Origin of the sequence: Flavobacterium adhaerens, from assembly GCF_040045115.1 — a bacterium.
GTDB lineage: Bacteria > Bacteroidota > Bacteroidia > Flavobacteriales > Flavobacteriaceae > Flavobacterium > Flavobacterium adhaerens.
Genome location: NZ_JBDLZX010000004.1, coordinates 41,314 through 66,526, shown reverse-complemented (window position 1 = coordinate 66,526; position 25,213 = coordinate 41,314). Strand labels below are relative to the sequence as shown.

Sequence of the window (25,213 nt, the reverse complement as noted above, 5' to 3'; positions counted from 1 at the left end):
CGAAATCCCAAAAAAACAGCCCACCATGAACCGTCCTGAGCTTTAATAAAATCAGCATGACCCGTTCCCTGCCTGAATAGGACTAAATGCTCCACTCTGATTGATATGGGTCAAAACAGGGTTATCTGGATTTAATTCATAAGGTCCGTAAAGACTCTTACTTCTTGCTATACTGACTTTGTGTCCGTATTCGGTACCGCCTTCAGCAGTTACCAAATAGTAAAAACCGTCTTTTCTATAGATATGCGGTGCCTCAGTATGGCGTGCACCACTCCCCGTCCAAATCTGCTTGGATTCAAAAAGTTTTTTTCTGGTTTTAATATCGATTTCCACTATATGAATTCCACCGTTGGCATTTACAAAGTAAACTTTACCATCTTCATCAAAAAATAGATCCGGATCAATACCTCCTTGATCTACCCAAATAGGATCAGACCAAGAACCTGCAGGGTCTTTTGTAAACACAAAAAAATTCCCCTTGTCAGATGTATTGGTTGTTACCATATAATAGATCCCTTTATTAAATCGAATAGAGGGAGCATAAATTCCATTCCAAAAACCAAGATTCTCTAATTTAATCTGAGAAGGTCTATTCAGAACATATCCGATATTCTCCCAATGAATGAGATCCTGACTGCGATGCAATGGAACACCCGGAAAGTACTGAAAACTACTGTTTACGAGATAATAATATTTACCGTCAAAACAGACACTCGGGTCAGGATAAAAACCAGGTAATATTGGATTTTTATATCCCTGCCCATTGCTCATAAAACTTAAACTGCAGAATACTACAGTAAGAAAAAAGACTTTAAATTTCATTTCTATATTATTCAATTAAAATAAACAATTAATATGTCAACACTCCCTCTACAACTAATACTTTGTAATATAAACTATTTTACTTCTTCCCAATACATAACTGTACCATCTTTCCTGTCCGGTCGCGCTCCTAGCCAATCAGCTGAATAGGGTTCTCCTGTCGCAGGATCCAATCCTACATATCGGTTTGTTTTTAATGACATCAACATAAATTGGCCTCTTAACATATCCTGCCATTGAAAAAGAGCTGCTTCGGTTTCTTTATTCATCAAACGCACATCTGCTGGTAATCCCTCTCCAACTACTGTAAGAAATACTGAACCATTTAAAGCTTCTAAAACAACTCTTCCCTGACCACGGTCATGAACCTTAAAACGACAGGCATCCGAATTATCCTCTGGCGATCCTGTCCATGCAAAATGCAACATCCCGTGTGGATTTGCCCATGCCTTTAAATTGTTAGAAAGATTTTTTATAGTGATAATTTTTTCAAAAGGGATATTCTTTGACTTATCAGCAAGAGACTCCTCTACTTTAAAATTATCAAATGTAGCATACCCCCATCCTTTCCAAGAGTATTGTAAGCAAACAGAGCATATCGAACTCCTTGAAAAGTTTTCATTTGGTAAGTAAGTCTCAAATCCCCACCGATACTTGTAAAGTTCTTTCCATCTGTACTAAAGCTCATCCATGCACTATCTTTATCATAATTACCTCCAGTCCTCAGATAAATTTTACTGCTTTGAAGAGGCTACTCAATATTTTCATTAGTTAGTTCATTTAAAAATGCATTTTTCATATGGTTTATTTTTTTACTGGCTAAAAAGCATATATTAACTTAATTACCAATTTTAAAAGATTTTTTTTTACAATCTTATTTAAACATCCAATAATCAAAAAAGGCAAGTTCCCCCACACCATGACCTTTAAATACGAAATAAAGATCATGAACACCACTTAAAGCAGCAGTATCAATAGTCTGAATCGTCCACTTTCCATTACCACCAGTTCTTGGAATATTCACTGTCCCTACAAGTTGTCCCCCGGCATTATCAATTCTGATTTCCATTTTAACATCGTTATGGGCAGTAGCCATCCTTGCAGTAAACTTAGACACTCCAATTTTACCAAAATCAACATCACGCACCTTAATAAAACTTCCGTCTTTTACAGCAGTTGCAAAAACACCAACCTGATCACTTTCTGCTGTCTTAACACCTTCTGACCAAGCTATAGTTTCGGCCTCGTTTTTAAGATATGGATTTAAAACAGTAAGTCCTTTTACAATATCTTGTTCCATTTTAAGCTGTGGTATGGAACCATCTGCATTAAAACTAAATTCACGTACACAAACTGACCTGGTAAAACCTCCGCCACCAGGCAATGCACCATTGTGATAAAACAAATACGTTTTACCTGCAAAATCAATTACGCCCGGATGATTTGTAAAACTTCCTCCCTCGGCAGGCATCAACGTTCCTCCGTACTTCCAAGGACCGCTAGGTTTGCTGCTGGTCGAATAACCTAAATGTTCCGGAAGAGGCCCTCCCGCCCAGAACAGATAGTATAATTTGTTTCTTTTATACAACCATGGCCCTTCTTCGTATAAGGTTGAGCGTTTAGGATCACCTGTTCTTTTTCCAAACGAAGCCTCTGTCAATGGTATAGTAACAATACTGCCTTTATATGAAATCATATCTTCATTTAGCAATACATATTGACAATTAGGGTTACCCCAATATAAATACGCCTGACCGTCAGAATCCAAGAATACAGAAGGATCTATATCTCCAAAACCTGTCGCTGCCAATGGTTTTCCAAGTGCATCATAAAAAGGGCCATAAGGACTGTCCGCTACTGCCACTCCTATTGCTGGAGAATGTGTCTCTCTATCTATAACAGGGCAATACATAAAAAATTTACCATTTCGTTCAATACACTGAGCTGCCCAAGCATCACCCTCTGCCCAACTGAATGTTTTATAAGAAAGTGGCGAACGGTGCTCCGTCCAGTTTACCATATCACTGGAAGAATATAATTTCCAGTTGTTCATGCTGAACCAGGTAGAATTATCCTCATCATGTCCTGTGTACAAAAATACTTTTCCATTATAAACTAATGGTGCAGGGTCTGCAGTGTATGCGGATTGTACAATAGGTTTTTGTGCCAATAAAGCTGTGGAAAAGATTCCTACAATTACATATAGCGAGTACTTGATTTTGTTTTTTTTCATAATAGATTATTCATTTATATTTATCTTTTGGAAATAAAATTCTCTTTTAATAGAATTCACTCTCATCTTGTATTAAACAGATGCCGTAAATACATCTAATTTATTCAGTTAAACAGATTGAAAAACATTAATAGTCATCATGACAATATTAAAAAAGTTTTTGGATAATTACAGTCCCTTTTTAAAGAATTACATTATTTTAAGCGAAAATTAAAATAATCAACAAAAAATAAATGTAACATATACATTTATTCTATAAAAATGAATTATTTTCAATATTAAATCTATTTTAAAAAAATAAATTAAAAAAAACACATATGTTTTTTAATCTTGTCCATTTATTTTTAAAGTCAAAATTTGCTCAAACAAAAATTTACGATTAAAATTGTAGTCAATAATACTATTATGATGTATTAAGGGTTTTCTTCAACAAACCTGAGTTAATTTATAAGTTGATTTCAAAAAAACAAATTTAGTTTCACATCTTTTAATCCCATATCTGTTTTATTTTGAATTATCTAAAAATCACATGTCTCGTTTTATTGCTTTTCAACTGTCAGATATGGTCACAGTCAGGAAAACTATACACTTCAGATACTGAACTTTCTAGCAGCTTAATTAACAGCATATATCAGGATAGCAAAGGCTATCTTTGGTCTGCTACCGAAGATGGACTAAATAGATATGATGGTTCAAAATTTATCATTTACAGAAATGAGAAAAACGTCTCAGGTTCACTACTTAATAATTATGTAAAATCAATCTTTGAGGATGCTAATAAAAATTTGTTTTTTGGTTTTATCAACGGTTTACAACTATATAAACACACGACAGACTCATTTGTAACGATACCTATGTATAATTTAGGAAATACAAAGACAAATCCTCATGTGAGTTGTATCTTTCAAAGAAAAAATGGAGACATCCTAATTGGAACATCTGGTTATGGAGTTTTTAAAGTTAATTTAAAAAAAGAATCCCTTACCGCAAATTCTATAAAATTATCGATTCCCAGCGGTATGATTCATGAAATTTACGAAGATCATAATCAAAACCTTTGGATCATGACTCAAGACAAAGAGCTTTGGAAAATTGACAAAAACAACAAAGTAAAGCAATATCTTTTCTCTAAAGAACATTTGACCATCATTACCAGTATGTGCGAAGATAAAAATGGAGGTCTATATGTTGGCACCCTCAATGATGGGCTTTTTATTTACAACAAAGCAACACAAAAATTTGATTCTTTTGATAATTCCGCTCCGCTTCCTATCAAAAAGCTTTATTTAGAAAAAAACAACAAAATACTCATTGGAACAGATGGAATGGGGTTATATACTTATGATATTACTAAAAAAACAATGTCTGTTACCAATTTTACTGTATCCAATTTTGATTTTGCAAGATCAAAAATACATATCATTTTAGAAGATAGAGGAGGTAATTTATGGTTGGGGTTATTCCAAAAGGGATTATTATTATTACCCCCAAAAGAGAGTAATTTTAAATATTTGGGTTATCAATCTATAACCAATAATGTTATTGGATCAAGCTGTGTAATGTCGGTTTACAAAGATCACAAAAACATACTTTGGGTTGGTACAGATGGAGATGGCTTATATGGAATTTCTGAAAAAGGCAAAAGAGAATTTCATTACAGTCTTGACAAAAATGGTTTTGGTAGGATTGCCATTATGAGTATTTTTGAAGATTCAAATAATGATCTTTGGATAGGTACTTACCTTCACGGAATGGCCAAATTAAACAAGTCTTCCAACAAATTTGAGTTTATAAATACACTCTTAGATCATGAGGGCAAACCTGTAGAAAGTGTCTATAGTATTATTGAATCTAATGACAAACATTTATGGATAGGCACACAAGGTGCAGGTTTATTCAAGATGAATTTACAAACACTCAAAGCGGTTAATCTGGATTCTTTTCGAAAAGGCAAAAACAAAAACGTTCCCTATGGGAATCGATATATTAATTGCATTTTGGCCTCTAAAAACAACAAACTATATATTGCTACTTATGACGGATTGTACTGTTGGGATCTTAAAACGAAAACTTTTATCGAAAAAGGGGGACAAAACCATATTTTGAGCGAAAAAATCATCTATGCACTAAACGAGGATAAACTTGGTAATTTATGGATTGGAACTTCGGTTGGATTGGTTTACCTAAACAAAGAATGCGAAATTATAAAAACCTTTACTACAGAAGACAATTTGCCTAGCAATATCATCTGTGGGATAGAAAGAGATAAAAAAGATAATTTATGGATTAGTACCAACAATGGAATTTCTAAATTCAACACCAAAACCAAGAAGTTTTATAATTTTTATTTCAATAACGGATTACAAGGCAATGAATTCAGCAAAAACGCTTCATTTGTAGATAATCAGAACCAAATTATTTTTGGCGGGATGAAAGGAGTTACCTACTTCGATCCCGAAAACATAAAAGACAATGGCAAAACTACCAAAGTTTACATTACTGGTTTATACATACAGGATCGATCTGTAAAACAGGGGATGAAATCGGATGGGCTTGACATCATAAACAGTGCACTCATCGATGCTAAAACTGTAGATCTGGGCTATGAAGACAATTCGTTTAGTATCGAATTTTCATCTTTGGATTTTATCAACCAACAACATATAACCTATTACTATTCTTTGAATAGTGATAAATGGAATAAACTACATCAAGGCAATAATACCGTTACATTCGACAATCTTGAACCAGGAACCTATAATCTTAAAATAAAGGCTGAACTCTACGGCAAATTTTCGGAAGAAAAGAGTCTAACCATAACCATTCATCCAGTTTGGTATTTTTCTTTCGTTGCAAAATGTTTTTATTGGATAGTCTTACTCGTTCTGATTGTTTTTGCCAAACAACAACTAAAACAAAGACAAATTACAAAAACAAAATTAGAGGAGCATCTTCGCAATAAACAAATCAATGATGCTAAACTCCAATTTTTGACTAATATATCACACGATATAAAATCCCCAATATCACTTGTCATAAATCCGTTAACAAAGTTGATGAATACAGATCAAGATACTATTAGGCAACAATGGTATCAAGTGATGTACCGTAACTCCGAAAAAATTCTCCAGCTAATCAATCAAGTTATGGATGTACGCAGACTCGATCAAGGCCAAATTTCTTTAAATTTTGATACTACTGAGGTTATACAATCTGTTAAAGATCTTTGCCTTTTATTTGAAGAGCAAATCAAAACTAAAAATATCACTTTAAATATTAACTACTCCCAACCCAATTTATATATATGGGCAGATCCCGTGTATTTTGACAGAATTATACAAAATGTACTCTCCAATGCCGTAAAATTTGTCCCGCAAAATGGTAAGATTGATATTATTATTGAAAAGCAGCAACAACGTTCAACATCTAATCTTATAATCACCATTGTAGATAATGGAATTGGGTTAAATGAAGAAGAAACAACACGCATATTTGACAGATTTTATCAGGCCGACAACAGTAAGTTACAGCATTCTGAAGGAACTGGTATTGGTTTGCATTTTACAAAATCGATAGTCGAGCTTCATAACGGAAGCATCATAGCCCAAAACAACATTGATGATTCAGGATGCCGATTTATAATTACATTACCTATTGGTGAAGAATTTATAACTCAAAATTTCATTGAAGAAAACCAGTCAATAGAGGCGAATATTCCTGTAATCTCAGAGCCAGCACATCGAGACCCTATAAATAATGCAACCAGTAGAAAAAGAATTCTTGTAGTAGATGATAATGATGAAATACGAGAATATATCTACAAAGAATTATCTCAACTTTTTAAAGTCTCAACAAGCGCTAACGGTAAGGAAGCACTAGAAGACATTCTTACAAAACCCTTTGATTTAATTATAAGCGATGTTAAAATGCCTGTAATGGATGGGGTAACTCTATGCCGAAAAATAAAGAAAAACATAAACATCAATCATATCCCTGTGATTTTATTAACTGCAAAATCTCACGAACACGATCAATTAGAGGGACTAAACATTGGCGCCGATGCCTACATTACCAAACCATTCAATATCGAAATTCTAAAAAAGACAGCTCTTAATTTGATTCGTAATAGAGAAATGCTCAAAAACAATTATAGCGGAAATCAAATACAAGAAGATAAGATTGAAAAAATAGCTATGGAATCAGCAGATGAAAAACTGATTCAAAAGATAATGGTTTTTATCAACAAGAATCTAAATGATCCTGCCCTTAATGTAGAAATGATTGCATCCGAAGTAGGTATTAGTCGTGTACATTTGCACCGAAAATTAAAAGAACTTACCAGTCAATCTTCGAGAGATTTAATTCGCAACATCCGTTTGAAACAAGCGGGAGAATTGTTAGCCTCCAAACATACCAATATTGCGGAGGTTGCCTATCTTGTAGGATTTTCAAATACCTCAAAATTTTCAACAAGCTTCAAAGAATTTTATGGTGTTTCGCCAAAGGCTTATATGGAGGAACAGCATAAAAAAAATGCGAATAATTCATCTTCAACTGAATCTTAAAAGTTAGATCTTATTTGTTGATCTTCCACCTCAACAATGTTTAAAGAATGGATCTGTTTATTGTAAAAACAAAACAGGCGACACCTTGTGCCGCCTGTTCAAACTACAAATAATTAATTAAACATCTATGACTAATGCAATTAATTTCCCTTATTGTATTCAAAATAATCGATATCGACTTCTCCCCCTAGCGATTTAGTAGCATAATTAAAAATGGCGAACTTAGTTCCCATAAATAATCGGGTGTAATCAAATCTCATTTTGAATTCTCCTCCAACTGGAATCCAGTTTTTATTGTCTGTACTATAATAGAAAAACGCTACATCTTTATTCAGATTAAAATCGGCATCAATTCGCAAATAAATCACGTTCGATTTTATTGGTATTGTCATCCTGTCTTGTTGCTCTATTTCTTGGATATTCTTACTCCCCTCCTTGAAATTCACAATGTTGGTTCCCATGGTAAGCAATTTATAATCTCCAGTAGCTCGAACAAAGAGCAATCCTGAATGACCGTTAAAAGCGCCAAAACCAGCCACATCTCCATCTTTCATTTTGGAAATATCCATTTTTATTACACCAGAACATTTTGGACCTTCCATTCGTTGTGTGATGGTATTGGGGGCTTCATAAAGATTGCTTACTACACGATTCGTTTTAAGTCTTAGATAACCTTTTCGTTCGTTTAAAGACCAAGCATTGTTAATCGGATTATGATTCCACTGCCAATTTACTTTTAATTTTCCAGCAGAAAAATCATCACTTTCTACAACATTATGTTTGGTATCATACGTTTGCAAAGGAATTACTCCGCTAGCGGGAACCTTACCGTTTTCGTCTCCAAGCATCGGCCATCCATCAACCCAACGTACTGGCATCAGTAACGGAACACGTCCTACAGCATCGCGATCCTGAAAAATCAATCCGTACCAATTCCCGTTTTTATCATCTATGATACAGCCTTGCCCAGCATAAGGAAAACCAGCGAAGTTGTCCTCCAGAATTACTTTTTTCTCGTAAGGACCCGTAATCTTATCTGCCCTGTAACACACTTGTCTGCGTTTTCTATTTTGAGGCCACGAAATCATCAAAAGATAATATTTCCCATTATGCTTGATGACTTGATTACCTTCTAGTAAACCAGTCTCTTCGGTATCTTTATCAAAAATATTTATATCGACACCACCAGGTTTCACGTCCGAAAGATCTTCATTTAATTCTGTTAGATGAGTTCCTGAAAAAACATACGGTTTGTCATCATCGTCAAAAAACAAAGAAGCATCATGAAAATGTTTTGTACGTGATACTAAATTCCACTTCCCAGAAGGATTTGTCGTAGAATAGATGTACGATTTATAAGGCTGATCATTTGGAGAGAACAACACATAATACTTGCCTTTATGATATCGGATAGACGAAGCCCATTGCCCTAAACCATAAACCGTACCGTCAATCAAATCATATTTTTTATTATCTGTTAAGCTGTCAAAAACATAACTAGCCGTTTCCCAATGCACTAAATCTTTAGATTTCATAACAGGCGCACCAGGCATTAAGTGCATGGTCGTACTAATGAGATAAAAATCACTACCCGATCTCGTTACAGATAAATCAGGTAAATCTGCCCACATCAAAGGATTGGTATATGGTGTTCCCTTCTGATGTGACGCTTTGTTATCTTTTTCCTTTGTTTGTGCTAAAAGTTCTTGTAACGAAGTACTACAGAAAAACAATGCACTGGCCAAAATATGAAGATAAAATCTTTTCATTATATGCTATTTACGGTTTAATATCATTGCCTGATGTTGCATATAAACCTATCAAACTCCCTGTAAATCCGCCTGCAATATCGGTTGATAAAATATCCCCAGAATTGGTTCCTCCTAGATTTTTAAAATTCACTCCATCTAAAGCATAACTGAATCGATAGTCGTTGCCTTTGGCTTCAATTCGGAATTTTATTGAATTGCTAAATATGATTTTTTCGCTGGCTATCAGCGTTGAAGTTCCTTTACTCGTTTTTTCTAACACAACAACATAATCGTTCCCTTTTTTTGTAATTCCGAATACATAATTATGGGTTTCATTCTGGTAACAAACCACACCTGCTAATTCATTTTCAGATTTTGGTTTATAGACCAAGGTAGTGTTTGCTTCAAAAGTAGCATGTTGTTGTCTGTAAAAAAGAGTTGAGGTTGGACGATTTGCTTTGATCGTATTTGAAAAAGGCTGTAATGAAAGACCCTCTTGGGTAACCGTCGCAAAGTTCTCACGTGCTCCCCTAACGCCAATCCAACGGTAATCAAGCTCCTTATCTTTAAAATTTTCAGTAAACGTAAAATTTCCATTGGGTAGGAAACCATTTTTTCCAGTCTGATTATTTACTCCATCAGGCATTTTATTTTTTGGTTTCAAAGGAACAAGACCGTTTTCAAAAACAGGGAACTCTCCTCTCCAATCTACAGGCAAAATAAAAGTCTCTCTCCCTGTATTTACAAACCCTTTTTCATTAGGTCGCACTGCCAAGAATACTCCATAATACTGACCGTTTGGAGTTTCTACTAAATCGGCATGTCCAGACCATTCTACTCTGTTTTTGCGATCTTTGTTTAAGTAGCGTTGGGTCAAGATTGGATTATTGTTTGCTGGAACAAAAGGCCCTGTTGGACTCTCACTTTTAAAAATAACTTCGCTATGCCAATCACCAGTTCCTCCTTCGGCACACATTAGGTAATAAAAACCATTCTTTTTATAGATGTGTGGTCCCTCAATCCAAATGGGTTTCTGTTTCAAATCGGTTCCACCGTCCACAATTATTTTGTCTGAATTGGGAACAATTTTATCTGTTGCTAGATCATACTCCCATATTTTAATAACTCTATGACCATTATAAAGTTCTTTCCCAGGAGCTGGAGCATCATTATGAACCACATATGCTTTTCCATTATCATCAAAAAATAATGAAGGATCAATTCCGTTGAAATCAAGTTTAATAGGATCACTCCATCCTTTCAACGGATCTTTGGTTTTTACAACCATATTACCCATTCCTCCAGCAAACTGAGTGGTTATCATATAGAAAGTGTCATTCCCTTTGTTGTACTTAATATCGGGTGCATAAACTCCTGCTGAAATTCCTGTATCTTCAACTTTTAATTGAGAAGATCTGTCGAGTACATGCCCAATTTGTTTCCAATTCACCAAATCTGTAGAATGGAAAATTGGCACACCTGGAACCATTGCAAAAGAAGAATTAACCAAATAATAGTCATTTCCTTTTCTAGTTATACTTGGATCTGGATAACATCCTTGCAAAATAGGGCTATAAAACTCATCTGATTGCAAAGGGTTATCGTTATAAACTTGATCGTTTCCTTGATAAACAAATTCTGTAAAAACAGGATTTTTATCATCTTTGAGTTTTTTCTTGCTATTCTGTGCTGTCGCCTGATTAAAAGATAATAATGTACAAAAAAACAGCCCTGTTATTTTTTTTATAGATGGTAATGATAATTGGTATTGATTCATAATATTTATTGTTCTACTATTTTAAAAATGAATTACTTCCATTGCTTCACACAAAGTTCAGCAATTACAAAAACTAATGGTAAATAGAGATCTTATTGATTTTTTAGGTTATCCCTTTCCGACAACGACAAGTAGCTCTTGCCGTTATCTTTGGGGCTTCACTCAAAACCAAAGTGACGATTTAAAATTAAAAACTAAATTATTCTCTAAGAGGTTTTAAATCATTATTTTAAAACCAATTATTATTAATAATTGTGCAGCGTAAATCACTACTTTAATGCTTTTAATCCTTCGGCTAAACTTATATAAGCTATTTTACGATTATACTTTAGATCCCAAACTCCTTGGTTTTGGCCTGGTAACCAGAACGAATCGGCAGGACTATCTGTAACCCCCCAAATGGTAATACCATAGCGTTGGCTAGCTGGTATGTATTTAGCGTACATCTCTACTACATATTTGTACATATCTGCTTGTAGTTGCAAATCGGAAGCTGTTGGATTAAGTCCAGCGGCTATATCCAATTCTGAAACTTTGATAAGCTTTCCTGAAGCTGCCAGCAATTGAAACATTGAAGCAATTTTGCTTTTATCAGAATTGATAGATATATGCATTTGAGTTCCGATACCATCCACTTTTTGACCTTTAGACTCTATATATTTCACGTATTCAATGATACCCTTACATTTATCGAGATTGTATTCTAAATTGTAATCATTGATAAACAATTTATCGGTTGCATTACCATATTTTCTAGCAAGTTTAAAAGCCTCAACAGCATACTCTTTGCCTAAATAATCTTGCCAGTAGAATTCATCTCCAGCCATATTTGCTTTACCAACTCCTGTTTTTAGTTCATAAGGATTCCCATCATCCATAGGCTCATTTACAACATCCCAAGCTTTTACATACGACTTAGAATTGGACACCATACCCGAAATCCATTTATCGAGAGCATCAGAAATGATCGTTTTCTTTTCCTCTGCTGTTTTTTCTTTTGTTTGGATACTACCAGTTGCATTATACTTTTCTACTTTGATATTATCATAGTAAAAACTGGTAGCCGTTTTACCAAGATTAAAAGCAATGGTATTACAAGCTTCCATATTTGCAGTAACAGTAATCTCTTTCACATAAGTAGTCCAGGTAGTTGTATAAGGAACTGCCCCAAAGAAATCCCAATGTTTATATCCCCCTGGATTGATTTGTGCTTGAGTAGGCGAAGTTGTAGCATCATCTGCACGTACATCCATAGTAAGTCTGTATTTATCACCTACTGCTACAGCAGGTAAAAATTTCACATAAAGCTGGGCTTCCCACTCATTAGCACGAACACTAGCATTTGTCAATTTTAACGCTCTCCCTACTCCATTTGCTCCTTGGCCTACAGCTGTGTAGCTACTCACTACATTAGAATTGACTTGGAAATTTGAAGCATTATCAGTCTCAAAATCGTTTTCCATTGCAATATCCCAACCTGGTCCCGTTGAACTTAAAACATCTGGTGCAATTATTTTTTTCAAATAAGTTGCATTTTGATTCGCATGCCAACAAAGTGTGTGACCAAAAACTGAAACTCCTGCTTCCTTAGCTGCTTTTAACAATTTATCAACATTATCCAGATTGAGACTTCCATCCGCCTGAACAACAGCCCCATGCTTCATTTCGTAGCCTAAAGTAATTTCTTCAAAATTCCTGTTTACAAGTCTAGTTAACACCCCATTAGAAACATAATCCGACAATGAAATTCCAGCTCCTAATTTAAAATTAGGATTAACTGTTTTATCAACGTACAATTTTAAATCTTTATAAGCATTGATTTCCTCTTGATTCGCAATACTCTCAGGTTTTTCGTAATCGAATCCCACTGTATTATCATTTGTACAGGATGCAGCCATCATCAAAACTGAAGACAATAGCGATATTTTATATAATTTATTCATAATCATTTATTTTTTTAGATAAAATCATCAAATTATTACTTACGTAAAGCTTCAAAAAATTCTGCTGTAACTCCTCGATCTCTTAATACCAATGTGTCTTTGGTTACATACTTAACCTCTTGTATATCTTCAGGCAAACCTTTTACAGGAAAAGTAGTTCTGATTGTATAATTTACATTGTAGTCTAAATACAACCCATCTCTATCTTTATTACCCCAACTCTGTTTTTCTCCTTTCTTTACAAAAGATCCTATTCCGGAAGCAGTAATATTATATACCGTTGTTGAGTCATTTAATTGATAAGAAGCTTCTCTTTCTTTAACACTAATTTTTTCATTCTGATCAAAGGTAAGATCTACTTTAAGATTTAGATTTATCCCAAATTTAGTCTTATAATTACTAATTGGAAATACTAGTTTTGAAAGAGATAATGTATTCAATTTAACAACTTCGTCATATTCTACATACTCTTTTTTGCGTTTCTCAGTTGTTGTTGCATTATCTTTAGTAACCACATCTGTCCCTCGGCGCAAATAATTGGCATTCCAAGGATTAACGTATTTAACCGCATATAAGATAAAATCCTTTGGAGCAACATTCCAATCAGCTGCAATAGCTCTATTAGGATTAGCTACTAATGCTTTACCTGATAAAATTGTATCAGCGTTTGTGACACTTTTCATCAAAAGAGGAATCACATAACTCTTACCAATTGCAAGAGGATCTGCAAAAAAAGCATCAGTTAACTGTACATCAACACCACCTGTTATCTGCCCTTTAGAAATAACAATCTTATCTGAAGATAAACTATAATAATTACTTGGCATAGGAATAATATCTCCTCCATCTTTAAATTTCAACCCTGTGGTTAATGAATTAGCCACCTCAAAATTAATAGTAACATCAGTATCATTGCTATAAACCCCTCCTAAAGTAGCAAATATCTTGCATCTATAATCGTTATCTGCCGAAGTATCAAATACATCTTCCCCTAAGGTTATAGTTCTAATTGGACTTTGGTAAGCAAAATAAACTGAGTTATAATCAAAATTTTCAAATTCTGCATCTTGATTGGTACACGAAGTCAAAGAGACAAACACCACCGCCAATATTAAAAATATCTTGTTTTTCATTTTTCTTTAATTATATTAAATTTCCGTACACAATAAATAGAACTTTAAGTTCTACCATCCCTTATTTTGTATTAAAGCATTAAACTTAAGAGTTTCAAAATATGGAATCGGTCCAAATTTCATATACTCTTTATAAACTCTGTTTTCTACTGTGATTTTTTGATGAACCCCTGCTTCAATTTTATCACCTTCGGCGGCAGCATTTAAATTAGAATTCCAACGACGCAAATCCCAGAATCTAAATCCTTCAAAACATAACTCCAAACGACGCTCATTTCTAATCATGTTTCGCATTTCTGTTTTATCAGCTTTGATAGACTCCAAATAAAGATCTGGCTGAGTGATTCCTGCTCTTTGTCTTAATGCCTTAATAACATCATAAGCTGAAAATCCTATAGAACCTGTTGCAGTTGGTCCCCAAGCTTCGTTGGCTGCTTCGGCGTATATAAGATACAATTCAGTATATCTCATACGTGGTTTATAATGTCTCTGATTATTGGTTGAAGTAGGATTTAAATTTACATCTTGTCTCAATAATTTTCTCATATAATACCCTGTACGAGTAGATGTTCCTACTTTGTTTAGCGCATCATTTGTAGTACCGTCACTAGCTGTTGTTATTACAGTATTATTAACTCCAGCTGTTGATTGATTTACTAAAATAAATTTTTTCAAACGCGGGTCACGATTTTCATAAGGATTTGTTGGAACATAATTACTACTTGAATTAGTAATAGGATACCCATTTGCCATCGGAAATGCATCTACTAAATTTTGAGTTGGGTTAACACGTCCATTTCCGAAAAGAGTTGGAGGAAAATTATCCATTTCTAAATTATTACTATCTCCAATATCACCTCTCCAAACTATTTCCGGAGGATTTGCACCCGATTTTATATTGGTTAATTCGGTCACATCACTGTACCAATTTAATCCATTAGGAGCTATTCCTGCTAAACCACCATTTAAGTTTAATAATTCACCTGAATATTTCGCAGCATCATCCCAAGTTGTTGTATTCCCAGCGCTAAAAGCAGGACTTGCGGCCAATAAAGCGGCCTGAGCTCTAACAAATTGTGCAATTCTAGAAGACATTCTTTGCTTTGCAAAATCACCAAAAACACGATTATAATCACTTAAATTATCATATCCTGGAGGCAATGCTATTGCTTCTGCATAATCTAGAGGTAATAACTTTACAGCCATCTCTACATCACTATACAGTTGTTTCATACAATCTTCGAATGTAGAACGTGGCACATTAAAATCTGAAGTTGGTGTTTCTGGCTCTAATAATATTGGCACTCCTAGTAACTGATCGTTCGAACCAGTTCCTGCATGAGCTTGTAATAAATAGTACATATACAATGCTCTCAAACCATAAGCTTCTCCCGTTAAACGTTCTTTAAATAAAACACTTACGTTTGGATCTTTTGCCCATTGCACTTTCTCTGCTTCGGCAAGAAATAGATTCAAATACTGAATTGCCGCTCTTGAATTTGTCCATTGGTCAAATGGATTAGTATTAGCTGCCCATTGCCCTGTAGCTGCCTTAAGAAAACCACTTGCAATATTATTGGTTACAGCATCATCAGTTGCTACATCATTAAATGTCCAGCTATTTCCTGGTAATCTTGTATAGGCATTAAGAAGAATTCCTTGTGCAAATTCTGCTTCTGCATACATATCTTCAAGTCCTCTATTGTTTTCTATAGCTGGCTCAATTAAATCCTCGCAACTATAAAAAACAAACAAGATTGATATAAAAAATATTATTTTTACTTTCATAATAATTAAATTAAGTGTTTTTCAATTTTAAAATAATGCTTTAACTCCAAGATTATAATATCTGGTCTGTGGAGAATTTCCAACATTTAATTCCATAATGTCTCTGTTTTCAGATATTGTCAACAGATTTGATCCAAGCGCATATACACTAAGTTCACTAAAAAAAGTTTTTTGAAGCGTCTTTTTTGGAAAATCATACGTAAGCTGAACTTTAGAAAGATCTACTCTATTGGTGCTATACAACCAGAAATCTGAAGGGCGCAAGTTATTATCACTGTTTAGAGAAGTTAACCTTGGATAAGTTGCCGTTTCTTTAGTCTCTTCGGTCCAGCTATCACGAACATTAATTGAATATTTATCTTCTCCATCCATCCAGAAATAAGCGCTATTCTTCATTGCATTTGCACCAGTCTGACCTGTAAAGATTGTAAAGAATGTAAAATTATTCCACTTAGCCGTAAAATTAACTCCAAATGTAAATGGAGCCCCATTCCAGCCTGCTTTACCTAAATAAACCTGATCTTGGTTGTTTATTTCGCCATCACCATTTTGATCTACATATTTAATATCTCCTGGTTTAACTTCACCAAAAATTTGAGATGGTGAGTTAGCAATATCAAGTGCATCCTGGAAAAAACCATCGCTTTTAAGTCCCCATATTGCATCCAGCGGCTTACCTTTACTGTATTGGTAATCATCCTCAAATAATTCAGCTCTTTTAGTTGCCTCAGTATTTACGTAAGTTCCTGTGAATCCTAAAGCTAAATCAACACTACCCACTTTTTTATTGAATCTTACATCAAAATCAAAACCAATACGTTCATCGTCATTATAATTAATATATGGCAGTAATGAAGTATTAGGCCAACCTGTAACAAAATAATTTGGATATAAACTTGAAGGCTGAATAACATTTCCAGTAACTTTATTCATGAAAAAGTTAGTGTTTACAGTTATTAAATTCTTAAAGAAAGCTCCTTCTAATCCTACATTCACTTCTCTTCTCTTAGCAAAGGTTAAATCTAAATTTTCACCTCTTCTAATATCTGTACTTCTGTTAAGAGCACCATCTCTCCAGCTAAACCAAGCACCATCAGTTTGATTATAAATACTTTCATATAAATAATAACTATTGACATCTAAATCAGTATTTAACACACCTCCAGAAACTGTCAATTTTAAATTATTAACAGCCGTTAGACCTTTCATAAAATCCTCTTCGGATAATTTCCATCCTAAAGATGCTGTAGGAGAAAAAGCACCACGGTTACCCTCTGCAAATTTGGCAGAATGTACATAAGCACCATTAAATTCTGCATAATATTTTTGGTCAAAATTATAAGCTAAATTTAAACCTAAATTAGCATTACTTGTTTTATGATAAACACTAGATTGTCCTTGTTGAAATCCGGAGCCTAAAAGCATTGCTGACAAATTGTGCTTTTCATTTATTTTTCTCAAATAATTAAACTGCCCAGAAAAAGTAACTGTTTGAGCAAAAGCACTATTATTAATATTTTCTATACCATCCTTAGCATCTTTACCATATTTAGTTAAGTAGGAAATCTGATCAAATCCTGCATACGTATTCCACGCTGCTTCATAGGTTGCATAACTGTTATTGTAAGATTGATTATAAGAAGTTGCATAATCAACTGCAAAATCAGTACGAAAAGTCAATCCTTTAATTACATCTCCAAGCTCAACATTCACCCCAGTATTAAACTGAAACTGACGACTTGTAAAAGTATTGTATCCACCCGCATAAATAGAAGCAAAAGGATTGGTAGGATTAAGCTGTGTTCCACCTAACAAATATTTACCATCTACAATATAATTACTATTTCCTACAAGAATATTAGAAGCATCATCGCCCTCTTCAATCATACTAATAGGCACTAATGGACTAAATAAATGAGGTCGTAAAGTTGCAGCGCCATTCCAATAGTCGGTATTTACACCTCTTGAATTATTGTATATAGCATTTGCACCAATTGTGGCCGAAATCCGGTCGCTAATATTAATATCTACATTTCCTCTTACATTAAACCTATTGTTATTATTATTTGCAGCCTCTCCAAAATCCTGTAAAGGATCCTGTTGGGAGTTAAAATTCACAACAGTATAATAACGTGCTGTTTTATTTCCTCCTGTAATCTCAATATTTGCATCATAATTAAAATAAAATTCTTTTACGTATTGCGGTGCATAATAATTAACATCAGCATATCTAAACGGGTTTTTACCAGACGCATAATTATAGATTGTTTCGTCTGTATATGTTGGATCTAAACCATCATTAACACGAGCCTGATTATAGTATTTCATGTATTCTGCAGATCCTAAATATTTAGGCATGCTTTTCGGTATAAATACTCCATTGTCAAATCTTGTAGTGATTTGTTGTTTTTGTACTTTACCTTTCTTTGTTGTAATATAAATTACTCCTTTGGCTGCACGGCTTCCATAAAGTGCCACTGCTGAAACTCCTTTTAGAAAAGTAATCTGATCAATTTCTGTAGATAATACCGTAGAGGCATCACGAGGAGCTCCATCTACTAATACCAGATATCCCCCCATTCCCCAAAGTGTACCATTAAAACCTCCAATAAGGGCATTAGTTCCTTCTAAACTATTAACAGTATAATTTTTTTGTAATATCTCGGGCAGATTTATATAAGAAATACCTCCCATCAAATCTTTCCCTTGCTCTTTCTTAAAAGCAATCTGAACTAAATTCGATTCGTCTATTTTTAAATTAATATCATTTGTACCTGGCGTGGCTTTTACGACAAACGTCGCATAGCCAACAGCGCTAACTTCTATATCTGTATCTGCAGTTACGCTCATTGAGTAACTTCCATTCATATCGGTAGTTACTGTAACATTATCTTCGTTACTAATAAGCGTTGCGTTCTCAAGAGCTTTACCGTCTACTCCTGTAACAATTCCTGAAAGATTTATTTTCTGATCAATCTGAGCAATAATCTTGGCAGGTATGAAAGCAAATAGTACAAAACATAACACTATCTTAAGTTGTATATATCTCATTATTCTATAATTTTATTTTTAATTTTTAAAATAATCTTTTTAATTACCATCCAGGATTTTGTGAAAACTCCAAATAGATACTTGCATCCGCATTCTTTAACGGTAACCAGTAATGTTTTTCACTGAAATTTCTTGTCAAAATTACTTCCTCACGAATATTAAGAACTTTATTTTCATTTGGTTTTGTAGCATCAAATGAAGTTGCACGGTCAAATTCTATCGATTTCTTAATCGTATATGGGCTTTTTATTAATAGTAACCAACGACGTAAATCGTTAAAGCGATGTCCTTCAAAACTTAACTCAACCGCACGTTCACGTCTAACTTCATTCATAAAAGAATCTAATGATCCTAAATACTCTGTTGCAACATGTCCGACACCAGCTCTGTCACGAATTATATTTATAGCATCTACAGCTGTTCCTGAATATTTTGGATCTTTCCCTGTAGGTGAACCATAACCCTGAGCTGCTGCTTCAGCATACATCACATAAATATCAGACAAACGCATCCAAGGAAGGTGAATATTTAAATTATTCCCATATCCAAAACCATCATCGAACTTATTAGCATTTCTAGGAATGAATTTATACAGCAAATAACCTGTCCTACTTCCTGTGCTTATATTTCGATAGCTTCCGCCAGTATAAAGGTTTGCATAACGATTTGATTCTTCTTCAGCTGGCATAGAACCCGTAACACATTTTGCACCGTCAAATACAATATCATTGTAGAAACGGGGATCACGGCCTCTCCAAGGATAACTTGGGTCATATCCAGAATCAGGGTCTGCTTTAGTTATATCCTTAATAGGTTTTCCATTTGCCATTCCATAATAATTAACATAATTAGATGTAGGCAGGAATTTTACATCTCCATCACATATTTGAGGAGCTGGCTGATATTGTTTAGAAGTACCCCAGTTAGATCCGTTTGCTCCCCAGTAAGGACCTCTAAAAATAGCCTCTGTTCCACCTGGTATTTTCCAGTTGCTTCCAGTAGTATAAAAGTTGTCACTGTATTTTGAAAATGGCATTAATTTATATTGAGAAGTCCCACTTTCAGTAATAGTCAATAATTCTGCAAAAGCTGCTGCTGCCTTTTTACAATATTCAGCATTATAGGTCTCAGTTCCTGTAGATACTTTATTCATTAGCGGGCTTCCTGCCCATAAATAATTTTTACCCAAATATCCCAGAGCCATTATCTTATTGATACGGAGTTCATTCTTCCCTAATGTACGTTTACCAATAACGGTATTATCCCAATTAACAGGAAGTAAATCTGCAGCAGCTCTAAAATCAGCGGCAGCTTTATCAGCACACTCTTGGTAACTAAGTCTTGGTAACCTTAGTGGTTCATCACTTGGAAGCACTTCGTCAATATATGGAAGACCTCCAAAATATTGCATAAACTCAAAATGGAACCATGCTCTAAAAAACAACAGCTGACCTTTAATCATGTCCTTTTCTTCCTGGGTATATTCTGTCATTTTATCAATATTGGCAAGACCAATATTGGCTTTACGAATACCTCTCCATCCCAATGTCCATAAATCCTTAGTCATACGATCATTACCTGTTGGGTCATTTGTTGTCACATTTCTACGATTCATCCATCCTGCCTGCCAGCCATCATGTTCAGACTGCCAACCCCAAAAATCACCCTTGTCAATTTTAACACCAAAATGAAAATCACGAGCAGTAGATTGAATTTCATCTTCCCCCCAATTCCAGGAGTTTGTCCAATAAGCGTTAGTAAAATTTGGAATACAATGATACAATTCCTCTGTAAATCCTTGGAAATTTTCAAAGTTTTTAAAAGCTTCCTCAGGAGATATAACTGAATCCGGAGATTTTTCAAGATAATCCTCGCATGATCCTGAAACCATAAGTAAGCCTAAAACACAGCTGTACTTTAATATTGTTTTAATATATTTCTTCATAATTAAAATTTTAGAATATAATGTTAGCTCCCAAATTGAATCTTTTCACAGTTGGATAAGCTCCTTGTGATGCCCAACCCGTTCCAGCATAGTTTGCTTCTCTGTCATCCGGCATATTAGACCACAAAAACAAATTATTTCCATTTAAATAAAATCGTATGCTTTGAAGTCCAGCCGATTTTATCCAATTTGTTTTTCCGTCGAAAGTATAAGCGACCTCAGCATTTTTCAAACGCAGATAGGAACCATCATACATGAATCTGCTGCCATTATTAAAATCACTGGCAGTGGCAAGCCAGCGTGGCATAGGCAAATCTGCATTTGTATCATCTTGTGACCAGTAGGATCCCTGATCATAAACCACATGATTCTGAGACCCTAAACTTGTAAGAACTACTTGTCTGGTAACATTATTTACACCATAAAACTGTACAAATGCACTAAAACCTTTCCAGTTAACACCAACAGTGTTGTTATAGGTATTTTGAGGTGTTCCCGTATATCCATAAGGAATATTATCTTTAGCATCAATGATACCATCGGCATTATAATCAAGTATATTGTAATTACCCGGTAATTTTGCAGTATCATTTGTACTATGAATTGTACTTGCATATAACTCATCCCAAGTATTGTAATACCCTTGACTTACATAAGAATGGGCCTGATTTACAGCATATCCTTCCTTTTTTTGATAATCTGGAAATAATTCCGGATCATCTGCGGCTATAATTTTATTTTTTGAATGGCTAAAGTTAGTTGTCCACCATAAATTAAGGCCACTTCCAAAAGTATAATTAAACTTTAACTCTAATTCATACCCTCTGTTTTCAACTTGTCCCAAGTTGGCAATTGGTGCTGTGGCTCCAAAATAGGGAGGAATTGCTCTTTGATCACCCGGTAATAATACATCTGTACGATCCTCACTATACCAGTCAAAAGTACCTGAAACCAATCCTTTAAAGAATCCAAAATCAACACCCACGTTCGTTTTCTTGGCTATTTCCCAATGTATTTCAGGATTTTCAACTGATAACTCACTATACCAGGTATAAGGACTTTGTTCAGCAGTTTCCCCTGTAGTTCCTAAACGCGATTTACCACCATATCCCCATTGAGATTGATAAATAAACCTTCTCTTAATATCTCTCTCATAACCTCCATCATCACCAACCTGACCATAGGAAGCACGGAATTTTAACAAATCAAGAAAAGGCTCTGTTTTTTTCATAAAATTCTCCTTCGAAACAATCCAGCTTGCTCCCCCGGAAGAGAAAAATGCAAAACGATTTTCCGGACCAAATTTTTCAGAACCATTATAAGCACCATTATATTCGATAAAATATTTATTGGCATAATTATAGGTACCGCGGAATACCCAGTCTTCTCTATAATGCGGTATTTCACTTCCGAGCGCATCTTTATCTCTGCTAAAGAGCCCCATTGCAGAAATATTGTGATCGTCTGCAATTTTGGTTTGGTAATTTAGCTGTAATTGATAAAAAAGTTTACGGTAAGTATTCCAATCTCGCACAGCCCCTCCAGTAGAAGTCCACTTTACTCCCTCTTGAAAATCAAATCTATTATTATTGTCATACGCTTTCTTGAAAAGAACCACTCCTGTAAGTGGATCAATATACTTTTCCTGAACATCATTATACAAATCACTTACTCCCCTGTCTCCTTCAACGAACGAGTTATCTAATGCAACTAAACCTTTAAAATTAAGTCCCTTTACCCATTTATCTAAATTTTGCTCAAGTGTAAAATCCGTATTTAATTTTGTAGTTGTTACAAACTGAATACCACTAATAGCAAGGTTTCTTACAGAATTTGATGCTTTACCTTCATTTGGAGCAAAATATCCCCAGGAACCATCCTCATAATACGGCAGGAAAACATCAGGAGCTGTAGAATAGGCAGCATCCCACATAGTATATTCACCCCCTGACGCACCCCAAGGACTTTTTTTCACACCACGTGAACCAGCAAGACCAACTTTGAAAACAGTGCTGGACGTAATTTGAAAATCTAAATTACTTCTAACATTCAGACGGTTAAAACCATAACCAGGATCATATCCTCTGTTATTATTATATTTCTTAAATAAATCGCCTTCACTCAAAAAGTCGGCACTTGCAAAATATCTTACAGATTTTGTTCCGCCGCTTACATTTAAACTAGCATTATATGACATTGCAAAGTCATTAAATAAAGCGTCCTGCCAATCCACATTAGGATAACGCTCAGATTCAGCAACATTTGCAGGATATCTGTACTTATCAATAATGGCCTGAGGAATATAATCATTCCAACTCGATGGACTCAATGCTAGTTCATTTTCAATTGCTCTGTTTTTAACTAATAGACCATCATAAGAATCCAGTTTTTCTGGTAATTTAGACGGTACCTTCATCGTTGTATTAAAAGTAGCTCTTATCAATGCTTTACCAGATTGACCACGTTTAGTAGTAATAAGGATTACACCATTCCCTCCTTTAACACCATAAACTGCTGTTGCAGAAGCATCTTTTAATACCGTAACAGATTCTACAGAAGTAATCTCGACACTATTCATTTGTCTCTCTACACCATCCACCAGAACAAGAGGCTGGGCATTGTTCCAAGTACTTGCACCACGAATAAAAATTTGAGGATCCTCTTCTCCCGGCATACCAGAGCTGGCCGAAGTTATTAAACCAGGTACATTCCCTGTCAATGCAGCACCTATACTTTGTACACCTCCCGCACGTTCCAACGTTTTTCCAGAAACCTGACTAATAGCAGCTACTAAGCTTCCCTTTTTTTGCTTCCCGTATCCTACAACAACAACTTCCCCCAGATTGGTTTGATCCTGTTTCATTACAACATTAATCTCCGTATTGAGATCAACACTCTTTTCAACATTAACAAAACCTACACTACTAAAGACTAAAATTGCATCCGAAGAAGGAACATTTATAGTATATCGACCATCAACATCAGTAACGGCAACAAACTTTTTTGAACCTTTTACAGTAATGTTAACTCCTGGAATTCCTAAATTATCCGAAGCTGCGGTAACTCTACCCCTCACAATAATTTCTTGATCAAAAGCACTGCTTACATTTATACCTGAAATAGACATCTTTGTCTCTGAGGCATATAAATTCCCTGTAAACAAAAAATGAAACAAAACTCCCAAAGGAATATATTTTGTGCCATTTAGAATTTTAGATATTTTTATTTTCATATTATTAAAATGTTTGAACTCCTCTATAATTTAAAGCCTTCCTGAAAATTGAAAACTTTACATAGACTTATTAGATTAATTTAATTTTGTTCCAGAACAGATATTTCATACAGTTGGATTGACAACAACTTTCATATCTATTAGAGTTTAACTAAAATCATTTGAATTCCAGCAAATCAAATAGTATTCAGCGATAGTATTACTTTCAAATGCCCGACAGGAAAAGAGTTCAAAAACAGCGTAGTTATATTATTTGCTGTTTTAATAAAATTGCAACCGATTGTTTTTTTTAAGCAAACAATACAGGAAAAAGCTTTCCGAATGAATAATTTTTTGGTCATGTTACTAAATCTTGGTTAAGTGTTTTGGTTAATTTTTCAACTTGTTTCAGATTCATAAACTGTTTATAAAACAACTTACTGAAAACTGAAATTTTATATTTCTCTATAATAAAGTGTCTATACTTTTTACGAATAGATTTCATGAGTAATTGAAGATTTTGATGTTTATCAAAAGGATTATTAAATCATAAAATACTTATATAAAGATTTCGTTAATTTTTTAAGCTAATATTTACAGTATTAAAAATTTTGACTGCTTATTTTTTAGATATCTATAAAAAATCAAGAGATCCAAATGTATTTGTTAAAAAAGGATTTAGTGGTATCGCTATGTTACAGATGCTTTTCACTACGTTACACCTATTTATATCTATTTGAAAAACAACAACTTAAACCTGCGCATAATGCATTTACATTACTTAAAATTGAAGAATTTACTTTTAATCATTAAAAAAAGACCTACAGAAGCTTTATAAAAAACACACCTATTTTGAGATTTCCAAAAAGGTTTTACACTAAACTTAAACATCAATCTCATTGATTTATATATAATAAGGTATTGACTTATTTTCGTTATTCTCAAAAAACAACTTTCATTATAATCTCATTTTGAAATCTATTTATAAAAAAAA

At 34.3% G+C, this 25,213-nt stretch carries 13 protein-coding genes; 1 reads left to right on the top strand and 12 read right to left on the bottom strand.

Translation table 11 applies throughout. The features are described from left to right. Positions 1-51: 51 nt before the first annotated feature. From ABEB18_RS06505 to ABEB18_RS06490, 4 genes are all read right to left on the bottom strand, one after another. Positions 52-822, bottom strand: a complete 771-nt coding sequence (locus ABEB18_RS06505; protein WP_348798378.1) for a glycoside hydrolase family 43 protein — start codon at positions 820-822, stop codon at positions 52-54. 74 nt (positions 823-896) lie between these two features. Further along, on the bottom strand, positions 897-1,250 hold the full coding sequence (locus ABEB18_RS06500) for a hypothetical protein (protein WP_348798377.1): 354 nt from the start codon (positions 1,248-1,250) through the stop codon (positions 897-899). A 101-nt stretch (positions 1,251-1,351) separates the two neighbouring features. Next, on the bottom strand, positions 1,352-1,510 hold the full coding sequence (locus ABEB18_RS06495) for a hypothetical protein (RefSeq protein WP_498371370.1): 159 nt from the start codon (positions 1,508-1,510) through the stop codon (positions 1,352-1,354). 186 nt (positions 1,511-1,696) lie between these two features. Beyond that, positions 1,697-3,055, bottom strand: a complete 1,359-nt coding sequence (locus tag ABEB18_RS06490) for a glycoside hydrolase family 43 protein (protein ID WP_348798376.1) — start codon at positions 3,053-3,055, stop codon at positions 1,697-1,699. 509 nt (positions 3,056-3,564) lie between these two features. Here ABEB18_RS06490 and ABEB18_RS06485 point away from each other — a divergent pair. Continuing rightward, positions 3,565-7,620, top strand: a complete 4,056-nt coding sequence (locus ABEB18_RS06485; RefSeq protein ID WP_348798375.1) for a hybrid sensor histidine kinase/response regulator transcription factor — start codon at positions 3,565-3,567, stop codon at positions 7,618-7,620. A gap of 140 nt (positions 7,621-7,760) precedes the next feature. Here ABEB18_RS06485 and ABEB18_RS06480 read toward each other — a convergent pair whose 3' ends face one another. The 8 genes from ABEB18_RS06480 to ABEB18_RS06445 all read right to left on the bottom strand — a co-directional run bounded on the left by ABEB18_RS06480 (position 7,761) and on the right by ABEB18_RS06445 (position 24,240). Continuing rightward, positions 7,761-9,389, bottom strand: a complete 1,629-nt coding sequence (locus ABEB18_RS06480) for a glycoside hydrolase family 43 protein (protein ID WP_348798374.1) — start codon at positions 9,387-9,389, stop codon at positions 7,761-7,763. Between the two features lie 10 nt (positions 9,390-9,399). Beyond that, positions 9,400-11,148 carry a glycoside hydrolase family 43 protein gene (locus ABEB18_RS06475; RefSeq protein ID WP_348798373.1) on the bottom strand — a complete coding sequence of 583 codons (1,749 nt, stop codon included), beginning with the start codon at positions 11,146-11,148 and terminating at the stop codon, positions 9,400-9,402. Between the two features lie 269 nt (positions 11,149-11,417). Continuing rightward, positions 11,418-13,091, bottom strand: coding sequence for an endo-1,4-beta-xylanase (locus ABEB18_RS06470; protein WP_348798372.1), 1,674 nt, complete (start codon positions 13,089-13,091; stop codon positions 11,418-11,420). A gap of 35 nt (positions 13,092-13,126) precedes the next feature. Then, a complete protein-coding gene (locus ABEB18_RS06465; protein WP_348798371.1) occupies positions 13,127-14,224 on the bottom strand; it encodes a DUF5627 domain-containing protein in 1,098 nt (365 codons plus the stop codon). A 51-nt stretch (positions 14,225-14,275) separates the two neighbouring features. Next, complete coding sequence (locus ABEB18_RS06460; protein ID WP_348798370.1) at positions 14,276-16,012, bottom strand: RagB/SusD family nutrient uptake outer membrane protein; 1,737 nt, start codon at positions 16,010-16,012, stop codon at positions 14,276-14,278. A gap of 27 nt (positions 16,013-16,039) precedes the next feature. Continuing rightward, positions 16,040-19,063 (bottom strand): SusC/RagA family TonB-linked outer membrane protein, encoded by a 3,024-nt coding sequence (locus ABEB18_RS06455; protein ID WP_348798369.1) that lies wholly within the window; start codon positions 19,061-19,063, stop codon positions 16,040-16,042. 43 nt (positions 19,064-19,106) lie between these two features. Next, positions 19,107-21,008 carry a RagB/SusD family nutrient uptake outer membrane protein gene (locus ABEB18_RS06450; protein WP_348798368.1) on the bottom strand — a complete coding sequence of 634 codons (1,902 nt, stop codon included), beginning with the start codon at positions 21,006-21,008 and terminating at the stop codon, positions 19,107-19,109. A gap of 10 nt (positions 21,009-21,018) precedes the next feature. Next, positions 21,019-24,240: a SusC/RagA family TonB-linked outer membrane protein gene (locus ABEB18_RS06445; RefSeq protein ID WP_348798367.1), complete on the bottom strand. Its 3,222-nt coding sequence runs from the start codon at positions 24,238-24,240 to the stop codon at positions 21,019-21,021. Positions 24,241-25,213: the final 973 nt, after the last annotated feature.